The sequence below is a fragment of the Bradyrhizobium sp. LeoB3 genome, assembly GCF_055456055.1.
In genome coordinates this window covers 1-20,494 of record NZ_JBVBEF010000067.1, presented here as the reverse complement: position 1 = coordinate 20,494, position 20,494 = coordinate 1, and the positions used below count along the sequence as shown (strand labels likewise).

Annotated in this window: 18 protein-coding genes and 1 pseudogene; 8 read left to right on the top strand and 11 right to left on the bottom strand. The window is 62.5% G+C overall.

The genetic code is table 11. From position 1 onward, the window contains the following. The first annotated feature begins 157 nt into the window (after positions 1-157). Positions 158-1,117, top strand: coding sequence for a tRNA dihydrouridine(20/20a) synthase DusA (gene dusA, locus ACZXDY_RS31680; protein WP_464348241.1), 960 nt, complete (start codon positions 158-160; stop codon positions 1,115-1,117). Here dusA and ACZXDY_RS31675 read toward each other — a convergent pair. From ACZXDY_RS31675 to ACZXDY_RS31655, 5 genes and pseudogenes are all read right to left on the bottom strand, one after another. Then, complete coding sequence (locus ACZXDY_RS31675; protein WP_028167056.1) at positions 1,079-1,633, bottom strand: TIGR02281 family clan AA aspartic protease; 555 nt, start codon at positions 1,631-1,633, stop codon at positions 1,079-1,081. The two genes, dusA and ACZXDY_RS31675, sit on opposite strands and share 39 nt — an antisense overlap. A gap of 151 nt (positions 1,634-1,784) precedes the next feature. Beyond that, positions 1,785-1,988 (bottom strand): DUF1289 domain-containing protein, encoded by a 204-nt coding sequence (locus ACZXDY_RS31670; protein ID WP_028167055.1) that lies wholly within the window; start codon positions 1,986-1,988, stop codon positions 1,785-1,787. Between the two features lie 65 nt (positions 1,989-2,053). Beyond that, positions 2,054-3,655, bottom strand: a complete 1,602-nt coding sequence (locus ACZXDY_RS31665; RefSeq protein WP_028167054.1) for a sensor histidine kinase — start codon at positions 3,653-3,655, stop codon at positions 2,054-2,056. A 286-nt stretch (positions 3,656-3,941) separates the two neighbouring features. After that, a complete protein-coding gene (locus ACZXDY_RS31660; RefSeq protein ID WP_464348213.1) occupies positions 3,942-5,123 on the bottom strand; it encodes an MFS transporter in 1,182 nt (393 codons plus the stop codon). 33 nt (positions 5,124-5,156) lie between these two features. Further along, a pseudogene (locus ACZXDY_RS31655) lies at positions 5,157-5,863 on the bottom strand (type 1 glutamine amidotransferase domain-containing protein). Positions 5,864-5,964: 101 nt separating this feature from the next. On the opposite strand from ACZXDY_RS31655, the gene ACZXDY_RS31650 reads away from it, so the two are divergent. After that, the gene (locus ACZXDY_RS31650; RefSeq protein ID WP_464348212.1) at positions 5,965-6,840 is read left to right on the top strand and encodes a LysR family transcriptional regulator; all 876 of its coding nucleotides are present in this window, start codon (positions 5,965-5,967) and stop codon (positions 6,838-6,840) included. A gap of 175 nt (positions 6,841-7,015) precedes the next feature. Here the strand turns inward: ACZXDY_RS31650 and ACZXDY_RS31645 are convergent, their stop codons facing one another. Further along, positions 7,016-7,885: an NAD(P)-dependent oxidoreductase gene (locus tag ACZXDY_RS31645; protein ID WP_028167050.1), complete on the bottom strand. Its 870-nt coding sequence runs from the start codon at positions 7,883-7,885 to the stop codon at positions 7,016-7,018. Between the two features lie 292 nt (positions 7,886-8,177). On the opposite strand from ACZXDY_RS31645, the gene ACZXDY_RS31640 reads away from it, so the two are divergent. The 3 genes from ACZXDY_RS31640 (at position 8,178) to ACZXDY_RS31630 (ending at position 11,167) form a co-directional block, all read left to right on the top strand. Next, positions 8,178-8,630, top strand: coding sequence for a VOC family protein (locus ACZXDY_RS31640; RefSeq protein ID WP_464348211.1), 453 nt, complete (start codon positions 8,178-8,180; stop codon positions 8,628-8,630). 118 nt (positions 8,631-8,748) lie between these two features. Further along, positions 8,749-9,882 carry an Mrp/NBP35 family ATP-binding protein gene (locus tag ACZXDY_RS31635; protein ID WP_464348210.1) on the top strand — a complete coding sequence of 378 codons (1,134 nt, stop codon included), beginning with the start codon at positions 8,749-8,751 and terminating at the stop codon, positions 9,880-9,882. A 196-nt stretch (positions 9,883-10,078) separates the two neighbouring features. After that, positions 10,079-11,167 (top strand): TRAP transporter substrate-binding protein, encoded by a 1,089-nt coding sequence (locus ACZXDY_RS31630; RefSeq protein ID WP_028167047.1) that lies wholly within the window; start codon positions 10,079-10,081, stop codon positions 11,165-11,167. Positions 11,168-11,249: 82 nt separating this feature from the next. Here ACZXDY_RS31630 and ACZXDY_RS31625 read toward each other — a convergent pair whose 3' ends face one another. Beyond that, a complete protein-coding gene (locus ACZXDY_RS31625) occupies positions 11,250-12,488 on the bottom strand; it encodes a glycosyltransferase (protein WP_464348209.1) in 1,239 nt (412 codons plus the stop codon). Positions 12,489-12,762: 274 nt separating this feature from the next. On the opposite strand from ACZXDY_RS31625, the gene ACZXDY_RS31620 reads away from it, so the two are divergent. Then, positions 12,763-13,851: a TRAP transporter substrate-binding protein gene (locus tag ACZXDY_RS31620; RefSeq protein ID WP_464348208.1), complete on the top strand. Its 1,089-nt coding sequence runs from the start codon at positions 12,763-12,765 to the stop codon at positions 13,849-13,851. Between the two features lie 96 nt (positions 13,852-13,947). Here ACZXDY_RS31620 and ACZXDY_RS31615 read toward each other — a convergent pair whose 3' ends face one another. The 3 genes from ACZXDY_RS31615 to ACZXDY_RS31605 all read right to left on the bottom strand — a co-directional run bounded on the left by ACZXDY_RS31615 (position 13,948) and on the right by ACZXDY_RS31605 (position 16,480). Next, positions 13,948-15,201 carry an MFS transporter gene (locus ACZXDY_RS31615; RefSeq protein WP_464348240.1) on the bottom strand — a complete coding sequence of 418 codons (1,254 nt, stop codon included), beginning with the start codon at positions 15,199-15,201 and terminating at the stop codon, positions 13,948-13,950. 239 nt (positions 15,202-15,440) lie between these two features. Next, the gene (locus tag ACZXDY_RS31610; protein WP_464348207.1) at positions 15,441-16,226 is read right to left on the bottom strand and encodes a bestrophin-like domain; all 786 of its coding nucleotides are present in this window, start codon (positions 16,224-16,226) and stop codon (positions 15,441-15,443) included. Positions 16,227-16,309: 83 nt separating this feature from the next. Next, positions 16,310-16,480: a hypothetical protein gene (locus ACZXDY_RS31605; protein ID WP_464348206.1), complete on the bottom strand. Its 171-nt coding sequence runs from the start codon at positions 16,478-16,480 to the stop codon at positions 16,310-16,312. A gap of 360 nt (positions 16,481-16,840) precedes the next feature. Between ACZXDY_RS31605 and ACZXDY_RS31600 the strand changes: the two genes are divergently transcribed. Further along, entirely contained in the window at positions 16,841-18,022 is a 1,182-nt protein-coding gene (locus ACZXDY_RS31600; RefSeq protein WP_464348205.1) for a radical SAM protein, read from the top strand. A 105-nt stretch (positions 18,023-18,127) separates the two neighbouring features. On the opposite strand, the gene ACZXDY_RS31595 is transcribed toward ACZXDY_RS31600, so the two are convergent. Next, positions 18,128-19,315: a YXWGXW repeat-containing protein gene (locus ACZXDY_RS31595; RefSeq protein ID WP_464348204.1), complete on the bottom strand. Its 1,188-nt coding sequence runs from the start codon at positions 19,313-19,315 to the stop codon at positions 18,128-18,130. Positions 19,316-19,926: 611 nt separating this feature from the next. Between ACZXDY_RS31595 and ACZXDY_RS31590 the strand changes: the two genes are divergently transcribed. Beyond that, on the top strand, positions 19,927-20,494 hold a 568-nt coding region (locus ACZXDY_RS31590; protein ID WP_464348203.1), incomplete at its 3' end, for a L,D-transpeptidase.

Below are 20,494 nucleotides of genomic sequence, written 5' to 3'. Positions count from 1 at the left end.
CGGCTTTCGTGTGCACTATGTGTGCACCGAGAGGTCAAAACGGGTACAAACGTGTGCAATTTCGTCTAGTTTGAGGTGCACACGTTCGTGCTTCATCCCATTGAGAGTGTAAGGTAAATCATTGGAATCGCAAGACTATCGCTTTTCTGTCGCGCCCATGATGGACTGGACCGACCGGCAGTGTCGCGTCTTCCATCGCCAGCTTTCGCGGCGGGCGCGGCTTTATACGGAGATGCTGACCACCGGCGCCGTCATTCATGGTGATCGCGCGCGGCTGCTCGGGTTTGATGCGAGCGAGCATCCGGTGGCGTTGCAGCTTGGCGGGTCCGATCCGCGTGAACTCGCCGCTGCAGCCAAGATCGGCGAGGATTTCGGCTATGACGAGATCAACCTCAATGTCGGCTGCCCGTCCGATCGGGTCAAGGATGGCCGGTTCGGCGCCTGCCTGATGGCGGAGCCGGTGCTCGTTGCCGAGGGTGTCGCGGCGATGAAGCGCGCGGTGAAGGTTCCGGTGACGGTGAAGTGCCGTATCGGGATCGACGACCAGGATCCGGAACTGGCGCTCGATACGCTAGCGCGCGGCGTGATCGAAGCGGGCGCGGATGCGCTGATCGTGCACGCGCGAAAAGCCTGGCTGAACGGCCTGTCGCCGAAGGAGAACCGCGACATCCCGCCGCTCGACTATGATCGCGTCTATCGGCTGAAAGCCGCCATGCCCCGTGTTCCCATCATCATCAATGGCGGCATCGCGAGTCTCGACGAGGCGAAGCGGCACCTGGCGCATGTCGATGGCGTGATGCTGGGCCGCGCGGCCTATCAGGAGCCGTGGCGGTTGTTGTCGGTCGACCCCGACCTGTTCGGCGAGGCGGCGCCGCACGCCACGATGCAGGACGCGTTTGAGGCGATGATCCCCTATATCGAAGGCGAACTCGCGCGCGGCGCGCGGCTGCATGCGATCACGCGGCATTTCGTCGGCGCGTTCTTCGGCGTGCCGGGAGCGCGCGCCTTCCGCCGCCATCTCGCCGAGCATGGCACGAGGCCGGGTGCGGGGGTGAATGTACTACGCGAGGCGATCGCGCTAGTTGGAAGCCGTGCGGCCGCGTCGATGGCGGCCTAGCACGTCGGGATAGCCGGTCAGCATCAGCTTGTCGGCCCGCACGCCCCAGCTTTCCAGCCGATCCAGGAAGCTCATGCCGAGCAGATTCGTCTTCATCTGCCCGCGCGGCACCACCAGCGCCGGGATAGACTTTTCGACCAGGTGACCGACGGCGAGGCGATCGAGCGTCAGCCGTGCTGCCTTGGTATGGCCGCCGGCGGTTTCGAGATCAACATTGTATTCGAGCATTTCGATCGGCAGCCCGATTGCCTTCGCGGTCTCCCAGGTCAACACCACCGAGGTCGCGCCGGTGTCGATCACCATCGGCGCGCTGACGCCGTTGATCTTGGCGCGCAGCGCGAACTCGCCGCCCTGTCCGCGCGGGATCTGCACGGCGGGGCCGGGGGTCACAACGTTCCCGCGCAGCATGTGCGAAACCTGATGGCCGGCGCGCGCGATTTGTTCGGGGTCGCCATAGGCGACGACCGCGCCGGCGGTCGCAACCAGCAATAGGAGCACGAGGAGGATGCGGCTCATGACACCGCCTCCCGCGTCCAATGCACCAGAGCATGATCCGGAAAAGTGGGCACCGGTTTTCCCTCGCGGCAAACGCGAAGCGTTTGCGCGGAGATCATGCTCAAACAAAGAGCTAGAGCGGGATGACGATTCGAAGAAAAGTCATCGCGCTCTAGGCGCGCTTCGGGCGCGCCTCCATCCGCTCGAGGCCCGCTTCCGCCATGCGCGCGGGCAATAGCGTCATTACGGCGAGGCGCTCGGCGCTGTCCATCTTGTGCCAGCGCGCGATCTCCGGCAGCGTCCGCCCACAGCCGAAGCAGAGCTTGGTCCTGGGGTCGATCATACAGACTGCGATACACGGCGTTTCTGTGCTCATCCATCGATAGTGAAACGATTTCGATCGCGGGTGCAAGCGCGTAGCGGGATGACTCTTCGTAGTGTCTATAGCCCGGTGCCTGCACTCATGATCGGCTTGTGGCGCCCCCTTTGCTTGTCGTCGGTCATAGGAATCGAGGGTTGCGGCTGCAACGGCGGCGCTTCCTCGGCCATCGGCGCCAACGCCGACATCACGCGCTCCGGCGGGAATGTCACGATCACCTCGGTGCCGATGCGCAGCTTCGACTTCAGCGTGAAGGTGCCGCCATGCAGGTCGATCAGGCTCTTGGCGATCGGCAAGCCAAGGCCCGCGCCCTGTTCCGCGGACTTGATCGAGTTGGAGCCCTGGCCGAACGATGCCAGCACGATCGGAATCTCGTCCTCGGCAATCCCGGAGCCGGTGTCCTTCACGCTGAGATACTGGCCGCCGGAGGCGGTCCATCCGACCTTCAGCCAGATCTCGCCGCCTTGCGGGGTGAACTTGATCGAGTTGGACAACAAATTGAGCACGATCTGCCGCGTCGCGCGCTCGTCGACCCAGATCCGTGGCATGCCCTGCTCAAATACTTCGTGGATGGTGATGCCGCGGCTGGTCGCGCGCAGTTTCAAGAGATGGTGGCAGTCGGCGACGACATGCAGCAGCGAGACCGCTTCCTCGTTGAGCTCGTAGCGGCCGGCCTCGATCCGCGACAGATCGAGGATCTCGTTGATGAGATTGAGCAGGTGGACGCCGGAATTGTGGATGTCGGCAGAATATTCCTTGTACACCGGCACCGCATGCGCGCCGAAGATCTCGCTCTTCATCACCTCGGAGAAGCCGAGGATGGCGTTCAGCGGCGTGCGCAGTTCGTGGCTCATCTGCGCCAGGAAACGCGACTTGGCGACGTTGGCGGCTTCGGCGCGATGCCGTGCTTCGTCGGAGATCGCCTTGGACTGTTCGAGCTCGGCGATCAGCACGTCCTTCTCGGCGCGCGCCTGCAGCGTGGCGAGCGTCGTCGAATGCAGCCGGTGGGCAAGCAGGGCAAAATAGCCCTCGGCGCCGAGCGCGAGCAGCGCGAACACGTAATTGTCGAAGGAACCGCTCAGCGCGAAACTGACAGCGATCGCGATCGTCACCGGCGCGGTGGCCGCCAGTGCCGCCATCGGAAGGCTCGCCGCGAGCATGCTGGAGACCGCGATCACCAGCAGCATCAGGAACATCATCATTGCATTGGAGGCGGCATCCGTGCCTGCGGGATGGGCCAGGATCACCGTCCAGAACAAGCCGTAGAGCAGGTCGAGCAGCACGAAGCGCGCCCGCCATTTGCGCGTCGCGGCAGGCGAGGGGGATTCCTTCAGGAACTTGGTGCAGCTCTTCACGGTCGCGGCATGGATGCCGAGCACGCCGATGGTCCAGGCCGCCGCCACGAGCGGCTCTCGCCACAGGCCGAACAGCACGCCGGTGGCGATCACCAGCAGCATCACGACGTAGGATGCCGAGATCCTGGTCTGGGCATATTGGCGGAGCAGTTCGGTGTCGAATGCGGGGCGGGTCCCGCTGGTTGACGTTAACCGATCCCGAGCCTCCCGGACCCGCTGCGCTGCGGCGCGGCGACTGTTGACCGGCGCGGCAGCCTGGGGCTCGGCCGGCAGCTGGACAACTTCAGGCTTTTCCGCGGGATCACTCATTAACAACACAAAATCCTGCCCGCAAACCGCACGGGCTTTTGCATTGTCTATCTCTCGCGCCAAATCATTAAGCGATGACTTAGAAAGCTAAAGATTCTCGTTAACGAGAAGTTAAATTAACCTTTGGCGTTGTCTGTGAATGAGCCGACTTTGCTGAGGCCCAGACGCAAACCATTCGATCAGCGAATTAGTGAACATGCACAGCAATGACGGGGAAGGCTCATGAGGGTCTACCGCTCCCTTCGCGCCGCCGCATTCGTCGCCCTTGTGCTCTGTCCACGCCTCCTCACGTCCTTGACTCGTTCCGTTGAAACGACAGGACCGCAATTCCTGCGATGGCAGCGCCCGCACCGACAAGCGCCGTCGCGGTTAGCCCCCAGCCTCCAATCACCCCGCCGCCGACCAGCGATCCGAGCGCTATGCCCGAGTTGAAACCAGCGATGTTGAGGCCGGCTGCGGCGGCGAGCGCTTTGGGCGCATGGCGCTCGGCAATGCCGATGACGCGGGCCTGCATGGCGGGCACCGCAGCATAGGTGAGCGCGCCGAGTGCGGCGATCAACGCCGCCATGGCCGGAACGGAATGGACGGCGGGCCACATCGCCGCGAGCACGAGGGCAAGACCGACGAGAACGATCATCACCGCCTTGTCGGGGCCGAGACGGTCGGTCATGCGCCCACCGATGATGTTGCCGATCGCCGCTGCCACTCCATAGACCAGCATCATCGTGCTGACCCATGCGAGGTTCATGCCGGTCACTTCGATCAACAGCGGTGAGATATAAGAGAACAGGCAGAAGGAGCCGGTATAGGCCAGCACGGTGATGAACGCTGCGCCTAGCAAGCGGCGGTCGAACAGCGCCAGCAGATTGTGCAGGGCGTCCTTCGCTTCCCCTCCATCCTTCGCATTTGGCATCAACAGAGCCAGACCGGCCACGCCGATGGCGCCGCAGATCGCCACGCCCATGAAAATGGTCTGCCAGCTCCAGATGCCGCCCAGGAAAGTGCCGATCGGCACGCCGAAGGCCAGCGCCAGCGTCAGCCCTCCGAACACGACGGCGACCGCACTGCCTGCTCGCTCCGGCGCGACCAGCCTTGTCGCCGCGCTGGATGCAACGGCGAGGAAGACGCCATGGCCCAGTCCTGATCCGAATCGGGCCGCAAGCAACGAAGTGAGGTCGCCGGACAGACCGACGAGGAAGTTGCCAACGGTGAACACGATCATTGCCGCCAGCAGGAGATGCTTGCGGCTCCAGCTCGCCGCCAGCGCCGTCAGGATCGGTGCGCCAATGGTCGCGCCGATCGCATAGGTGGCGACGGCGGCGCCCACTTGCCCGACATCCACCTTCAGGTCGGACGCAATGTCAGACACCAGGCCAATGGTGACGAATTCTGTAAAGCCCAAAGCGAACGCCGAGAGCGCGAAGACATAGATGACGAGCGGAATGCTCCGCGCCTGCGGCGTGGTCATGAGAACGGTCTTTCTTCTTGTTGGGGAGGCGGTTCAGCGCGTGGGATGAGCTTTCAGCGCTTCCAGTGTGAGCTTGGCCGTGAGTGCAGATGAAGCCGGATTCTGCCCGGTCACAAGCCGCCCATCGGTGATAGCGAAAGGCTGGAAATCCGCGACGCTCTCATAACGCCCGCCCAATTCGCGCAGGCGGCTTTCGAGCAGGAACGGCACCGCCGCGTCGAGGCCGACCGCGCGTTCCTCGCTGTCGGTGAAGCCTGCAACGCGCCGACCGCCGACGAGCGGTGCGCCGGTTTCGTCTTTCGCGTTCACGAGGCCAGCCGGACCATGGCACACGGCAGCGACCACCTTGCCTTGCGCCCATGCCTTTGTGAGCAGCGAGGCCAATTCGGCGCTGTCCGGCAGATCCCACATGGTCCCATGTCCGCCGGGCAGGAACATCGCGTCGTAAACCGAGACGTCGATGCCGTTGATGCGGACTGTCGCCTTGAGCGCTGCGGAAGCCGTCTCGTCGCTGAGGAAGCGATCAACGCTGGCTTCGTTCTCCCCCTTCGGCTTGACCGAGCGCGGGTCGATCGGCGCCGGGCCACCAACAATCGAGGCCAGCGTCACGGCCGCCGCGCATCAATGAAAGCGTAGTAAGGCGCCGCCAGTTCCTCGAACCACAGGCCGGTCGGCTCGCCGGCCTCGCCCATGGTGGCGCTGGAAGTAAGGATCATCAGGATTTTCAATTTGCTCGGCATGGTGTCACTCCGGCTTTCGGCCGAACCATGCAGCAAGCGGGAACGCGACAAAAATCATTCCTTCTGCTATCAGCCATAGAAATATCTATGGCTTAACAATCATGAACTACCTCATCTATCTGCGCACCTTCCTCGACACTTATCGCGCCGGATCGCTGACCCGCGCGGCGCAGCGGCTCGGCATCACCCAGCCATCGGCGTCCGCGCATATCGCCGCGCTGGAAGAAATGCTGGGCAAGCTCCTTTTCGTCCGCCAGGCACGCGGCGTCGCGCCCACGTCGGCTGCCGACGATCTCGCCCGCTCGATCGCGGCTCATCTGGACGGGATCGAGACAACCATGGGGGCGGCACGGGCCCGCTCCACCCATCTGAGCGGCACGGTGCATCTGGTCGGCCCTGCCGAATACCTTTCTGCCCGTATCGGTCCCGCTCTGGCGCCGCTCGTCCGCGAGGGCCTGCGGTTGCGCATCCAGACCGGCAACCGGGAACGCATCTATGCGGCGCTCGATGAGGGCCATGCCGATCTCGCCGTCACGGCCTCGCCGCCGAACGGCAGCGTGCATGGGTTCGCGGAATTGGGCCGGGAGCGATTGTTGCTCGTCGCCGCGCCGGTCTTGGCTGAGCGCACCAAGGCCCGCACCGTCACGACCGAGTTTCTGTGCGGACTACCCTGCATCGCCTATGACGAGACACTGCCGCTGCTGCGGCCCTTCTTCGAGCAGGTGTTCGGCAAGACGCCCGACATGCAGGCGGTGGTAACGGCTCCAGACCTGCGCGTCCTGAGCGGCATGGCCCAGGCTGGAACAGGGTGGACCGTGTTGCCGGACTACCTCTGCGCCGAAGCGCTGACCGTCGGTCATCTGGTTGAACTACCGACAGCGCGACCGGGGCCAGACAATACGATCTATCTCGTCTGGAACAAGACAGCACTGCGCCATCCCCGCGTCATCCATGTCAGGGACTATCTGCTGCGATAAGTCGAACGGAGTTGACTGCTCCATAGCTGGGATATGAGCAATCTCATTGCCTATAATCCCAATCCCCGCTGTCGCTCCAACGCTGGTGTGCGCGGCTTGACCCCCATCCCAGCCTTCCCCCTTTGAGGGGGGAAAGGAGTCCAGCTTCAGGGGAAGGAGCGCAGCATGCGCGCCGTTAGCGCTCCAGCCGCGCCAGCAGGCTCGACGTGTCCCAGCGCTTGCCGCCCATCTTCTCGACTTCGGCGTAGAACTGATCGACCAGCGCGCTCACCGGCAGGTTGGCGCCGTTGCGTCGCGCTTCCGCGATGCAGATCGAGAGATCCTTGCGCATCCATTCCACCGCGAAGCCGAAATCGTATTTTCCATCGTTCATGGTCTTGTAGCGGTTCTCCATCTGCCAGGATTGCGCCGCGCCCTTCGAGATCACCTCGATCACGCTGGCCACATCAAGCCCCGACTTCTTGGCGAAATGGATGCCTTCGGAAAGGCCCTGTACCAGGCCGGCGATGCAGATCTGGTTGACCATCTTGGTGAGCTGGCCGGAGCCTGCCGGTCCGAGCAGCTTGCACATCCGCGCATAGGCCGCGATGACCGGCTCGGCGCCGGCATAGGCGTCTTCCTTGCCGCCGCACATCACCGTCAGCACGCCGTTCTCGGCGCCGGCCTGTCCGCCGGAGACCGGAGCATCGACGAATTTGAATCCTGCCTTCTCGGCGGCGGCATTGAGCTCGCGCGCGACTTCGGCGGAAGCGGTGGTGTGGTCGACGAAGGTCGCACCCTTCTTCATGCCGGCGAATGCGCCGTCCGGGCCGATCGTGACCGCGCGCAGGTCGTTGTCATTGCCGACGCAGCACATCACGAAATCCTGGCCTTCGGCCGCGGCTTTCGGCGTCGGCGCCGCGCGGCCGCCGAATTTCTCGACCCAGGCCTGCGCCTTCGCCTGCGTCCGATTGTACACCGTCACCTCGTGGCCCCCCTTTTTCACGAGATGTCCTGCCATGGGGAAACCCATCACGCCGAGACCGAGAAAAGCGACTTTAGCCATGTCTGCTACCTTGTTTCTTCTAGTGACCTTGGGATTTGCCGGCGACATTGCACGGGCCGGACGGTGTTTTTCAGGCGGGAGGGCCGCACCATAAACGCTGCGCCGCAGAGGGCAACGGCTCGTTTGGCCGGCATTAGAGCATGATCCGGAAAAGTGGAAACCGGTTTTCCGAAAAGATCATGCTCCAACAAAGAAATGAGATCATGATCCGATTCTGTCCAATCGGATCATGATCTAGCGGTTTTGTGTTATCATAACCCACCAACGAACCTCACAAAAATGGGAGTGAGACATGAATGGAAGAGAGGCGGGCGCAAGCGTGGGCGTGCTCGATCATTTCAACATCCGCACCCGGAAACTCGCCGAAACCGTCACGTTCTATGAGGAGGTTTTGGGCCTGGAGAAGGGCGCCCGGCCGAATTTCGCCTTTCCCGGCGCCTGGATGTACAGCGAGGGCAAACCGGTGGTTCACCTCGTGGACATTTCCCCGACCGACGAGCCGCAAAAGCCCGACTCCGGCGTGGTCCATCATGTCGCCTTCGTCAGCCGCGGTTTCACGGCGATGCAGCAGCGCCTTCAGTCCAAGGGCATGAAATTCGATTCCCGGCAGGTTCCGGGCGGCGACCTCTGGCAGATCTTTGTGCACGATCCTAACGGCGTGATGATCGAGCTGAATTACGAGGTCGCCAAGGAACAGGGCGCTGACGCGCCGGCCGAGCGCGCCGACGACATCGGTGGCAGGTAGGAACCGTTCGGCCGCGCGGTGTGAACCGCGGAATCTATTGTGCTGGCGCAACTACCCTTTTCTGCCGATCCGTCATATCTGTGACTTCACCATGTGGATATTCGGCAGGAGAGCGGCTGTGAGCGTGACGCAGCAACAGGTTCTGGAAAAATTGGCCGGGGTGACATCGCCGCGCGGCGTCGCCCTGACCAATGCCAACGTGCTGTCGCCGATCACGGTCAGCGACGGCAAGGTGTTCTTTTCGATCAATGTCGATGCCGCGGAGGCGCGCGCCTGGGAAAGCGTGCGCGCGCAGGCCGAGAGCGCCGTGCGCGCCATCCCCGGCGTCACCGCCGCCATGATCGCGCTGACCGCCGAGCGCAAGCCTGGCTCGGCGGCTCCGCCGCAGCCGCACCGCCATGGCGGCGGCGGCATCGCGCCGGCCTCGACGCATCGGCCGCCGCAAGGCGCACCGTCGCCGATGTCGCGGCAGGCCGAAATCCCCGGGATCGCCGCCGTTATCGCAGTGGCCTCAGGCAAGGGCGGTGTCGGCAAGTCGACCACCGCGCTCAACCTCGCGCTCGGCCTGCGCGATCTCGGTTTGCGCGTCGGCCTGCTCGATGCCGATATCTATGGCCCCTCGGTGCCGCGGCTGACCGGGATCCGCGAGAAGCCCGCGCTCAACGACGACAAGAAGATGATCCCGATCTCCCGCTTCGGGCTCTCGATCATGTCGATCGGCTTCCTGGTCGAGGAAGACACCGCGATGATCTGGCGTGGGCCGATGGTGATGTCGGCGATCACGCAGATGCTGCGCGACGTCGCCTGGGGCACGCTTGATGTGCTGGTGGTCGATATGCCGCCCGGCACCGGTGACGCGCAGCTCACGCTGGCGCAGAATGTGCCCCTCAAAGGCGCCATCATCATCTCGACCCCGCAGGACCTGTCCCTGATCGATGCGCGGCGCGGGCTCGCCATGTTCAGGAAGGTTAACGTGCCCGTGCTCGGCATTGTCGAGAACATGAGCTATTTCCAGTGCCCGCATTGCGGCACGCGCTCGGACATTTTCGGCCATGGCGGCGCCCGGCATGAGGCCGAGCGGCTGGGGGTACCGTTCCTGGGCGAAATTCCCCTCCATATGGCGATCCGCACCACCTCGGATTCCGGCAATCCGGTGGTGGATAGCGAGCCGGACGGGCCGCACGCGGCGATTTACCGCGCAATCGGGACCAAGGTCCGCGACCAGCTCCGAGGCGTGATCGCCGCGGCTTGACAGTCCTTTCCGCCCGATATTTCGCCTCGCGTCTTGCGACTTTCGTCCAGTCCCGTCATGCCAATGTCGCGTTTCCGCGGGCGGCCATCCGTGTTAAACGGCCCCGCCAGAGCGCCCCCGGAGCCTGAGGATTCGCCCGCCCGGAGGAGATGTTTTGGGGACAAAAGGGAAACGCCCCGCAAGGAGATGACTTAAGATGAAGCGTCGTGACTTTTTGAAAGTTTCTGCGGCCGGTGCGGCCGCGACTGCGGTTGCCGCGCCGGCGATTGCGCAGTCTTCTCCCGAAATCAAGTGGCGCTTGACCTCGAGCTTCCCGAAGTCGCTGGACACGATCTATGGCGGCGCTGAGCAGTTGTCGAAATACGTCGCCGAGATGACCGACAACAAATTCCAGATCCAGGTGTTCGCGGCGGGCGAGATCGCGCCGGGCCTGCAGGCGCTGGACTCAACGTCAACAGGTACCGTCGAGATGTCGCATACGGTGGCCTATTATTATGTCGGCAAGGATCCGACGTTCGCGATCTACGCCTCGGTCCCGTTCGGCCTCAATGCGCGGCAGCAGAACTCCTGGTGGTACCAGGGCGGCGGCGAGCAGCTCGGCAATGAGTTCTTCAAGAAGTTCAACGTGATCGGTTTGCCCTGCGGCAACACCGGCACTCAGATGGGCGGCTGGTTCCGCAAGGAGATCAAGACGGTCGCCGACCTCTCCGGCCTCAAATTCCGCATCGGCGGCATCGCCGGCCAGGTCCTGCAGAAGGTCGGCGTGGTGCCGCAGCAGCTCGCCGGCGGCGACATCTACCCGGCGCTGGAAAAGGGCACCATCGACGCCGCCGAATGGGTCGGCCCCTATGACGACGAGAAGCTCGGCTTCCAGAAGGTCGCAAAGTACTACTACTATCCGGGCTTCTGGGAAGGCGGCCCGACCGTCCACGCATTCGTCAACCTCGAGAAGTGGAATGCGCTGCCGAAGAACTATCAGGCAATCCTCACCAACGGGGCCGCGAATGCCAATAGCTGGATGGCCGCGCGGTATGACCTGCAAAACCCGACGGCGCTGAAGCGGCTGGTTGCCGGCGGCACGCAGCTCCGTCCGTTCACCAACGAGGTGCTGGAAGCCTGCCTGAAGGCGACCAACGAGCTGTGGAGCGAAATCTCCGCGAAGAACCCCGACTTCAAGAAGTCGATCGACGCAATGCAGGCCTACCGCTCCGACGAATATCTGTGGTGGCAGGTCGCCGAGTACACCTACGACAGCTTCATGATCCGCTCGCGCACCCGCGGCTGATCGGGTTTTAAATAGTAGATGCACCGCCCGGTCCCTTCGTGGGGCCGGGCTTTTTTGCGGTGTGAATGCGGATGTCCCGGATTCAGGCGTTCGCTGCAGCTCGAACGATTTCTTCCAGTTCGCCGACAAGCGGCGCTGCGCTGACTTCGGCGGCGATGATGTCCTTGAACCGTCGGGCAGCGATCAGGAATTGCGGCTCGCGGATCAGGCGCGTCATCGCGGCGGCAATTTCCGCTTCCGTGGCGGTCGGCGGCAAGACCAACCCCGCTCCGCAGGCTTCCACACGCGCGGCAATGTCGCCCTGATCGCGGCCGAACGGCATGACCAGCAGCGGCAGGCCATGCGCGAGTGCACGGCTCGTGGTGCCGTGGCCACCGTGGCTCACGACCAGCGAGGCTTCCTTCATGGCCGCATCATGCGGGGCGCTCGGCAGCAGCGTGACATTGTCCGGCGCCTGCAGGGTGACGTGGTCCAGAGCAGGTCCGAGCGTTGCAACCGCATCCACATCGACGCGTCCTGCCGCGTTGATCGTGCGTTGCAGCGCCTCGGTCTGATCCTGATTGGTCGTGCTGAAAGAGATCAGCACGCGCGGACGATCCCCTTGGGACCAGGGAGAGATCCATGGCTTCGACCAATTCGAGGAATCCAGGAGCGGCCCGATGTACCTGACATTGCTGGGGAGGAAGTCGGGGGCAAAGTCAAACGCCGCGCTTACCGCTATCAGGAGCCGCGCCGGTCGGTCGAACAACTCCATCACATCAGCCCAAGGAGCAAGCTGCAGGCTCGCCCGCGCCTCGTTCAGCATCGGCAGCCATTCGTTCATGAGAGCAGCGAACCGGTTGCTTGCCGCCTCGACGGCGACACGGTCTTCCGGCGTACGCGGCGCGGGCAAACAACTGCCAATTGGTGGCTGCCCTGGGAGAGGTCGTATGCTGATGGTGGGCGAGAGCAGGGCACAGGGAATATGTTCGGCCTCCGCGGCGAGCACGGCGCCGAACAGAGGCATATCGGTCAACACAGCGTCAGTCGTGGCGCGCCGGATTTCGTCGCGGACATCCGCACCTTGCGCGGCGGCTGGCCCAAACAGCAGGTGATCGCAGGCGTACTGAAGGGGGTCGGTGGCCTGCCCAATAGGCGAAACGTGGGGCGTCCGTTGCCAGGTCGCGAAGCCGAAGCCCGCCGTCTCGACTGACGCGCGCGCGTCCGCACGCGCGATGAAACGAACGACATGACCCCTTGCACGCAATTGCTGCGCCGCTGTCAGGGTCGGTCCGAGATGGCCGTGGTCTCCCCAGGTGGCCACCAGGAAATTGTAGGACATGGCTTGTTTCCCATCGATCGGAAGCGGCGATGGCGAGCCTGTCGACGGCAGGCCGCCGATTGCGTCGGATGGGAGAGATTTGGATACCCGCGCTACCAGACGATTGCAGCAGATCGGATCTTTCGTTGCATCAGTAATCTGCACCCTGCCTGACCGCGGCTTTTTTGCGCGCTGCGGCGAACGTTGGCGATGGCAATCGGGAAGGGGATGTTCCATGCTGCCCTCAGGCCTCGGTACGAAGGCCGATGACACATATTCAAAGGGAGGAAACAACATGAAACGACGGGACTTCATCAAAGTCGCCGGCATCGGTGCCGCCGGTGCCGCCACGCTCGCCGTGCCGGCCATCGCGCAGTCGATGCCGGAGCTGAAATGGCGGATGACGACGAGCTGGCCGAAATCGCTCGATACGCTGCATGGCGCAGCCGAGATCATGGCCAAGGTCGTCGGCGAGGCCACCGACAACAAATTCCAGATCCAGACTTTTGCCGCTGGCGAGATCGTGCCGGGCCTGCAGGTGCTGGACGCCGTGCAGAGCGGCACGGTCGAGATGGGCCACACCGCCTCTTACTACTATTTCGGCAAGGATCCGACCTTCACCTTCGGCTCATCGGTGCCGTTCGGGCCGAACGCGCGGCTCAATCAGGCCTGGTACATGATGGGCGGCGGCAAGGAGCTCCTGAACGAGTTCTATAAGGGCTACAACGTCACCTCGCTGCTTGCCGGCAATACGACCTGCCAGATGGGCGGCTGGTTCCGCAAGGAGATCAACACCGTCGATGATCTCAAAGGCTTGAAATTCCGCATCGGCGGCTTCGCCGGCCGCGTCATGGAGAAGCTCGGTTGCGTGCCGCAGCAGATCGCCGGCGGCGACATCTACCCGGCGCTTGAGAAAGGCACGATCGACGCAGCCGAATGGGTCGGCCCTTACGATGACGAAAAGCTCGGCCTGCAGAAGGTCGCGCCGCATTACTACTATCCGGGATGGTGGGAGGGCGGCCCGATGCTGCTGGTCTTCGTCAATCACGAGAAGTGGAATGCGTTGCCGAAATACTATCAGGCCATCCTCGAGCAGGCCGGCCACCAGGCCAACAACTGGATGATGGCGAAGTACGACACCGTGAACCCGACCGCGCTGAAGAAGCTGCTCGCGGGCGGCGCCAAGCTGCACGCCTTCTCGCCTGCGATCATGGAAGCAAGCTTCAAGGCGGCAAAGGAGCTGCACGCCGAAGTCGCAGCCAGCAACGCCAATTTCAAGAAGGTCTATGAATCGCTGACAGCCTATACCAGCAACGGCTATCAATGGTTCCAGGTGGCCGAAGTCGGCTACGACAACTTCATGGCGCGCCACTCGCAGAGCTGATCCGTCGATCAATCAAAGGGGTGGCCTGCTCCGTAGCCCGGGTGAAGCGCAGCGCAACCCGGGACTGCCCGTAGTCGCGGATGCCGACGTCCCGGGTTACGCATTCGCTCCACCCGGGCTACGGGCTGGTGCACCAGCCTGCACTTTCACCGGTGCCGTCTCGGGCATCAGGCTCATCGCAATCAGTCCGACGACGGCGGCGAGCAGGAGGTACCAGGCGGGCGCCAGCGGATCTCCTGAAATATGCAGCAGCCACGTGACCACGAGCTGCGCGGTGCCGCCGAAGCTCGCGATTGCAACCGCGTAGACGGTGGCGAACACGCCGCCGCGGATTTGTTGGGGCAGCGCCTCGGTGAAGGTGGCATAGAAAGCCGTGAACGGCAGCGATCCGATCAGCGATAGCGCGCCGAAGCCGAACAACAGCGACCACGCGCCGGGTGCACCGGCGATCCACAGGAAGATCGGATAGGTCAGCGCGAGCGTGACGAGCTGCGGATAGATCATGACCGGCTTGCGACCCAGCAAGTCGGCCAGCCAGCCTCCCAGCAACGCGCCCGCGATCCCAAGACCATTGCTGACAAGCGACGTCGCAAAGGCCAGAGACGGCGCCACATGGAGCGTGTTCTGCGCATAGGTCGTCATGTATTGCGTCACATAGGTCGAAATCGTGCCGCTCGCCAAGATCATCAGCGCCAGTGCGATCAGGCGAATGTGCCGGCGCGCCAGCGCGAGATGGCTCGAGCTCTCGATGCGCCGGGCGCCGCTTTCGCCTTGCGGGATCGTCTCCGGCAGCGTCCGGCGCATCCAGAGCCCGAACGGCAGGCAGACGGCCCCGATCAGGAATGCCACGCGCCAGCCGTAGGAATCCAGCGCCTCTGGCGTCATCGTCCTGCTCAGGATGAAGCCGACCAGTGCGCCGGTGGTGGCGGCGATCTGCTGGCTTGTCGGTTGCCATGAGACCACCAGCGCCCGACGTTCCGGCGGGGCGATCTCCAGGAGATAGGCCGTGGTCGGCCCGACCTCGCCGCCGAGCGCAAATCCCTGCACCAGGCGCGCCACGATCACAATGATCGGCGCCGCAAGGCCGATGGCGTTGTAGGATGGGGTGATCGAGATCGCCAGGATCGCGCTCCCCATCAACGCAAAGCTGAGCAGCATTGCCGGCCGCCGGCCGACACGGTCGGAATAGATGCCAAGCACGATCCCGCCGATCGGGCGCGTGATGAAACCTGCGCCGAAGGTCGCGAGCGACAGCATCAGGCTGCCATACTCGCCTTGCACAGGGAAGAAGGTGTGGCCGATCTGTATCGCGAAGAAGCTGTAGGTGATGAAATCATAGAATTCGAGCATGTTGCCGATCGTGGCGGCAAATGCTGCGCGCTTCACGCCGAACTGTTTGGTCTCCTCAACGACAAGCGACAATCGTACCTTCCCTGAAGCGATTCAATGATGAGCATTATTCGTCCTCTCGCGAGTACTTACAACGCACCGGGAACGTCCTTCTGCCATGCGCGCATCGCAGCCGCGGTCACTGGTTCAAGATGGACGGCTGTCAGCCGCCCAAAAATGTCGGTGCAACCCGACGCATATCAGCTTGCCGTCTTTTCGGGCATGATTTGCAGCAACGGCGCGGGCCCTATCGAAATCTGACCCGTGAATGGCCGATCATGAGTGGCAATCAGCAAAACCGAGGTTGCCGCTCCGGTCGCGAACAGCCACATCGCGATTGCTGATCCCAACCGATTATCGCAGTGAACGAGGGCGATCACCAGCAACTCGCATATCGCCTGCAGGTAGAGGCACAACCACTTGACCGAATTGACTTCTGACTGGCTGACGATGATCCGTTGTCTTCGTGCGTCCAGCGCGGACTGCAAGGCTGTGATGATTTCGCGTTGCGCCGTCTGCTGGCCTGCACCTTGCGCCGAGATCGAGACGACGAGCTGCAGCACCTGGGCGAGAGCGGGGGGATCCACCGTTAGCGAAGCAGTTTTGCGCGCCATCATTGGCCATTCGACCGCTACTGTTTGCTCGACGTACTCACGAACGAGGCTGCGCAGGCGCGTCTCCTGCTCTGCGGGCAAACCGCCGGCGAGAAGGATAACCGCTCGCAGCGAACTGGCTTCGCGGCTTACCGCCGAGCTGGCGCGATCACTATCACTCCAGACCTGCGACGCGGTGAAGGCAACAAACAGGCCGAATATGATGCCGAGTACCGGCAACATGCCGGGAGAGACCGACTTGAATGAAGCTGTTCGGCCCTTGGTCGAGACTATTGTAACGCCTACGAAAACTAAGATCGCCAGAAGGTAGGTAAAGGCGAAAATGGTGAGTGCCATCCAGAGCACTGAAAGGTTGTGCAACCAATCGCTCATTTCCGTGTTTCCTCTGCGGCTTGTGTATTGATCTCCTGCTGCAAATTTGCGCCGACGCGCCGCTTCGAACTTCATCCAGACCGTCAACGGTCGGAATTTCCTGAAAGCATCGTATGGCAAAGAGCGCTACCTCGGCCCCACCACATTTCCGCTGCAATAGAAAAGGTATATACTGTTCGCTGCTCATCCGGTTGAGGCAAATCACCGGTCTTTCGTTCGATCTTGAACTGCATCGCGAAGAGGAGCACGACCATGGCGATTACCACGCTGAAGGTTTTGGCGAGCCTCCTGCAATTGCACGGCCCAGGCGCGCCAATTCAGAGCGACCATCCAGGCATCGACGCGCTGCTCAACGAACTGCGCGAGCAGGGTTCGACGGAAGGACTTAGCTCCGACCAGCCCGCAGTTATTCCTGACCAACCCGTTGTAAACCAAGTTTATTTCAGGCGAGGCTTTGGCCGAGGGCCGCATGCGGGCGTCTTTCGCAGGGCCGGATACGCTCCAGGGGCAGGTGCCTTCCGCAGAGGCGGATACGCTCCAGGTTTCCGCAGAGGGGGCTTTGTTCGGGGATACTAGGCTGATCGCAGTTTCTTCAGGCGCATCTCGGCATCGGCATGTTGTTTGACGATTCAAATCCTGTCGCTTTCCATGACCAGCCGATCACGCAGTTGCTGGTCAAGGTGGCAGCGCGATGCAACATCGACTGCTCCTATTGCTACTGGTTTCGCGACGCGGCCGTCTACGACAAGCCCAAGCTGATGAGCACCGGCGTGCTACATCAATTGTTGCAGCGCATCGAAGAGCACGTCGGGCGATACTCCCTCGTCGATTTTCCCATCGTTCTGCATGGCGGCGAGCCCTTGCTCTGGGGTGTCGAGAATTTCCACCATTTTGCCGAGGCCTGCGAGCGCATTTCGTCGCGAACCGGCTGCGACATTCCCATCGCGGTCACGACCAATGCCGTGTTGATCGATGATCAATGGCTGGACTGCTTCGAGACACGCAACATTTCGGTTGCGATCAGTCTCGATGGACCGGCACATATTCACGACCTTCACCGTCGGACATTTCAGGGGACGGGCACCCACGCTGCGGTGGAGCGCGCCGCCCGCATGCTGGTCTCGCGCGACATTTGCGTAAGCGCCCTGGCTGTCTGCAATCCCGCGTACCCGCCGGAGCAGTATGTCGCGTTTTTCACCGCGTGCGGAATTGCGAACTACGACATCATGATCCCCGATGCGACGGTGGACGAGAAGCCGGCGTCCATTGCGTCGTTCTACAACGGACTGTTCGACTTGTGGCTGACGGCAAATCACACGGCGCCGACCGCCAATATCCGCATCGTTTCCGACATGATCACCGCCCTGCTTGGCAACAATTCGCCGACCGAGGGCGTCGGCCACAAGCCGATCGAGCTTTGCACCGTGATGACCGATGGCACCGTGGAGGCCCACGATGTGCTACGGATCGCAGGCGAGGGTTTCACGCAGACCAGGTTCAACATCTTCGATCATGCGATCGACGAGGTCAGGAACGAGCCGCGCTGGAAAGCGGCGCGCGACGCCTCAATCGATCTTTGCGAGAAATGCCGGCAGTGCAAGTTCATGAATGCTTGCGGAGGGGGGTATCTTCCGCATCGTTTTTCCAAGGCGAATGGTTACGACAATCCGTCGGTATATTGCGACGATCTCTATTCGATGTTCGAGAACATGCAATCCGTCCTGGAGAGCCATCTTTATGTCAGCAAGCCAGGCGGGGAACGTGTCAACGTGCGCGAAGCGTTGACACGCGCTTAGCGGTTGGATGGCGAAAGGCGACCGGGAATTCGAGTCTCGAGCGCTGGATCATGCTCAAACAAAGAGATGAGAACATGATCCGAATCCGCCTAATCGGGTCATGGTCTAATGCGCCTCGTTATGCGGCGAGACATTCCGCTTTGCAGCCGGCGGGTGGGGCGCGGGGCGCGACGCCGGATGCGACGCGGCGGCAACTCGATGTGGCGCTGGAGCAGCGGATGGATGCTGGGGCGGCTTCGGGGCCGCGGCAACGGCGCCGGGTTTTGGCGCCGGTGGGGCGGCGACCGGTTTCGCTGCGACATTTGCCGGCTTCGCTGCGGCATTCAGAGGCTTTGCTTCCGGTCTGACCGCCGCATTCGGCGGCTTGGGCAGCGCTCCGTTGGTCGGCGCAGCATGCTCCGAGCCAACAGATGCCTTGTTTTCAAGTGACTTGTTCGCGGCGGGAGGATCGTTCGCAACAGGCTTATTGCCGGGTGGGGCGGCCGCAAGAGGCTTGCTCTCGAGCGGCTTGTTGGCGACCGCATTGTTCGCAGGCGCTTTGGGAGCGACCGGCTGCGGCAGCGGCGCGGGTCCCGGCTTGGCTTCCCGTGCGGCGACAACACCCTTGCCGGTGAACTCGCCGGGCTTGGCTGTCGCTGCGATTGCCGGGCGGCCGTGGTTCTCGGAGGCGAGCAGCGCTCTGTTCGTGCTCGCCAGGTGCTGCTGCTGGATCTGCGCGGGCGCAGGAGCAACGTGGTGATCCTGCGCAGCCACTTGCTCTTGCGCCGTCGGCTGAGACGTGATCCCACCACTGCCGCCGTTGAAACTGACACGCGTGATGTTGTTGTTGATCACGGTCTTGCTATAGACGTTGGTGACGTTGACACTGCCGAAATTATTGATGGTGCGGTTGTAAGCCAGCACGCCATTGTCCCAGTGGCCGCCTTCATAGCCGACGCCGCCATAGCCGAAACCATAGTTGACGCCACCGTAGAAGCCGACACGCGGCCCCCAATAACCGGTGTTCCACGCGTAAACACCGTCACGCCAGGCCCAGTAACCGGGTGTCCACAACAGGCCGACGGCCGGCGGCTCCACCCAGGTGCCCGGAACCCAGTAATAACCGTCCGTGCTGTAAGCCCAATAGCCGGGCGTCCAAATGTACCCGGGTGCTGGAAGCGGCGGTTGCTCATAGACCGGAAGCTCCGGTGGGGCGATCGTAATGCTTATGATTTGGGCTTGGGTGACGGGGGAAATGATCAGCGCGGCAAGAAGCCCGATGATGAATAGGATGATGAATAGAAAGCGTCGCATGCTTGTTCCTTCCACATGAGCAGCTCCCCGCGAGTCGGAACGATGTTGAGCGAATGACGCAATATTATGGCGCATTGGTCTAGTGCAGCAGGCGGTACTGGATGATGTAGGCGGCGGCGCTGAGCAATCCCAGCGCAATGACGATGATATCCTGGCGCCCGATCTCGCAGGTCCGCTCTCACGGGTAGTCCGGAAACTCGCTCGCGCGAGTTTCTACCGCCGCTTGTGACCCATAGCGATCAAAGGAAGTCGGCGATAAAGATGTTTGCGTGAAACTAGAGCGTCGAAGTGAGGCCTATGGTTTTCTGGACAGGCTAAGTAGACTGACGCATACGGAGTGGGGGACGTCGCGCTTTGACCCGAAGCCGCTGTTAACCAAAGAGCGGAGCGTGTCCGCTCGGCCGGGCAATTCAGACTTCGACTCGTTCCGCAATGTGACGTGCGTCGTCCATGTCGCCAAATTGATATCGAGCGTCACTCCCAATTTTTATGTTGCCGAACAAGAGTTCGGCGTTAACCACCGCTAACGGTTCCAGCCTGAGCGAAATCGCTTCGAAGTTTCTTAAATTTTGCTGGGTACCTCTTCCGGGCATGGTGACCGGGGGAAAGATATGAGTAAGCGGGCCAAACGTGGAAAGGCAGAAGCGCTCGCACTACCAATGGCCGCGAGAGTTGCAGTTGGCGCCGTGGCCGTCGCCGCATTGGGATACAGCTTGCTGTCTCGCCCGACGAGCGTGCAACCGATACGGAAGCCGTCCGCGCCCCAAGCCCTGGCATCGTCAACTCCGGTTCACGTGTCAACTCCAGTTCATGCATCAGTTCCGGCTCCGATTTCGGTCCCGGCGCCTCTGGTCGAACCACCAAAAGCTGCTGACGGTCCCGGAGCATTTGTTCGGCAGGTGATCGACTACGCCAGCCACCAGCCGCCGGGCACCGTGATCATCGATACCAAGAACACATTCCTGTATTTCGTTCTGAGCGACACGCAAGCGTTGCGGTACGGCATCGGTGTTGGCCGCGAAGGCTTCACATGGTCAGGCGAGCAGACTGTGGCCCGTAAGACGGAATGGCCGGATTGGCGTCCGCCGGCAGAGATGCTTGTGCGTCAGCCTTATCTGCCGCGGTTTATGGCAGGCGGTCCCGGCAACCCGCTCGGCGCTCGGGCGATGTATCTGGGCG

Excerpts from the sequence above, each read along its gene's own strand:
- dusA (WP_464348241.1), top strand. The coding sequence starts at position 158 with ATGATGGACTGGACCGACCGGCAGTGTCGCGTCTTCCATCGCCAGCTT.
- ACZXDY_RS31675 (WP_028167056.1), bottom strand. The coding sequence starts at position 1,633 with ATGAGCCGCATCCTCCTCGTGCTCCTATTGCTGGTTGCGACCGCCGGC.
- ACZXDY_RS31670 (WP_028167055.1), bottom strand. The coding sequence starts at position 1,988 with ATGAGCACAGAAACGCCGTGTATCGCAGTCTGTATGATCGACCCCAGG.
- ACZXDY_RS31665 (WP_028167054.1), bottom strand. The coding sequence starts at position 3,655 with ATGAGTGATCCCGCGGAAAAGCCTGAAGTTGTCCAGCTGCCGGCCGAG.
- ACZXDY_RS31660 (WP_464348213.1), bottom strand. The coding sequence starts at position 5,123 with ATGACCACGCCGCAGGCGCGGAGCATTCCGCTCGTCATCTATGTCTTC.
- ACZXDY_RS31650 (WP_464348212.1), top strand. The coding sequence starts at position 5,965 with ATGAACTACCTCATCTATCTGCGCACCTTCCTCGACACTTATCGCGCC.
- ACZXDY_RS31645 (WP_028167050.1), bottom strand. The coding sequence starts at position 7,885 with ATGGCTAAAGTCGCTTTTCTCGGTCTCGGCGTGATGGGTTTCCCCATG.
- ACZXDY_RS31640 (WP_464348211.1), top strand. The coding sequence starts at position 8,178 with ATGAATGGAAGAGAGGCGGGCGCAAGCGTGGGCGTGCTCGATCATTTC.
- ACZXDY_RS31630 (WP_028167047.1), top strand. The coding sequence starts at position 10,079 with ATGAAGCGTCGTGACTTTTTGAAAGTTTCTGCGGCCGGTGCGGCCGCG.
- ACZXDY_RS31625 (WP_464348209.1), bottom strand. The coding sequence starts at position 12,488 with ATGTCCTACAATTTCCTGGTGGCCACCTGGGGAGACCACGGCCATCTC.
- ACZXDY_RS31620 (WP_464348208.1), top strand. The coding sequence starts at position 12,763 with ATGAAACGACGGGACTTCATCAAAGTCGCCGGCATCGGTGCCGCCGGT.
- ACZXDY_RS31615 (WP_464348240.1), bottom strand. The coding sequence starts at position 15,201 with ATGCTCGAATTCTATGATTTCATCACCTACAGCTTCTTCGCGATACAG.
- ACZXDY_RS31610 (WP_464348207.1), bottom strand. The coding sequence starts at position 16,226 with ATGAGCGATTGGTTGCACAACCTTTCAGTGCTCTGGATGGCACTCACC.
- ACZXDY_RS31605 (WP_464348206.1), bottom strand. The coding sequence starts at position 16,480 with ATGGTCGTGCTCCTCTTCGCGATGCAGTTCAAGATCGAACGAAAGACC.
- ACZXDY_RS31600 (WP_464348205.1), top strand. The coding sequence starts at position 16,841 with ATGTTGTTTGACGATTCAAATCCTGTCGCTTTCCATGACCAGCCGATC.
- ACZXDY_RS31595 (WP_464348204.1), bottom strand. The coding sequence starts at position 19,315 with ATGCGACGCTTTCTATTCATCATCCTATTCATCATCGGGCTTCTTGCC.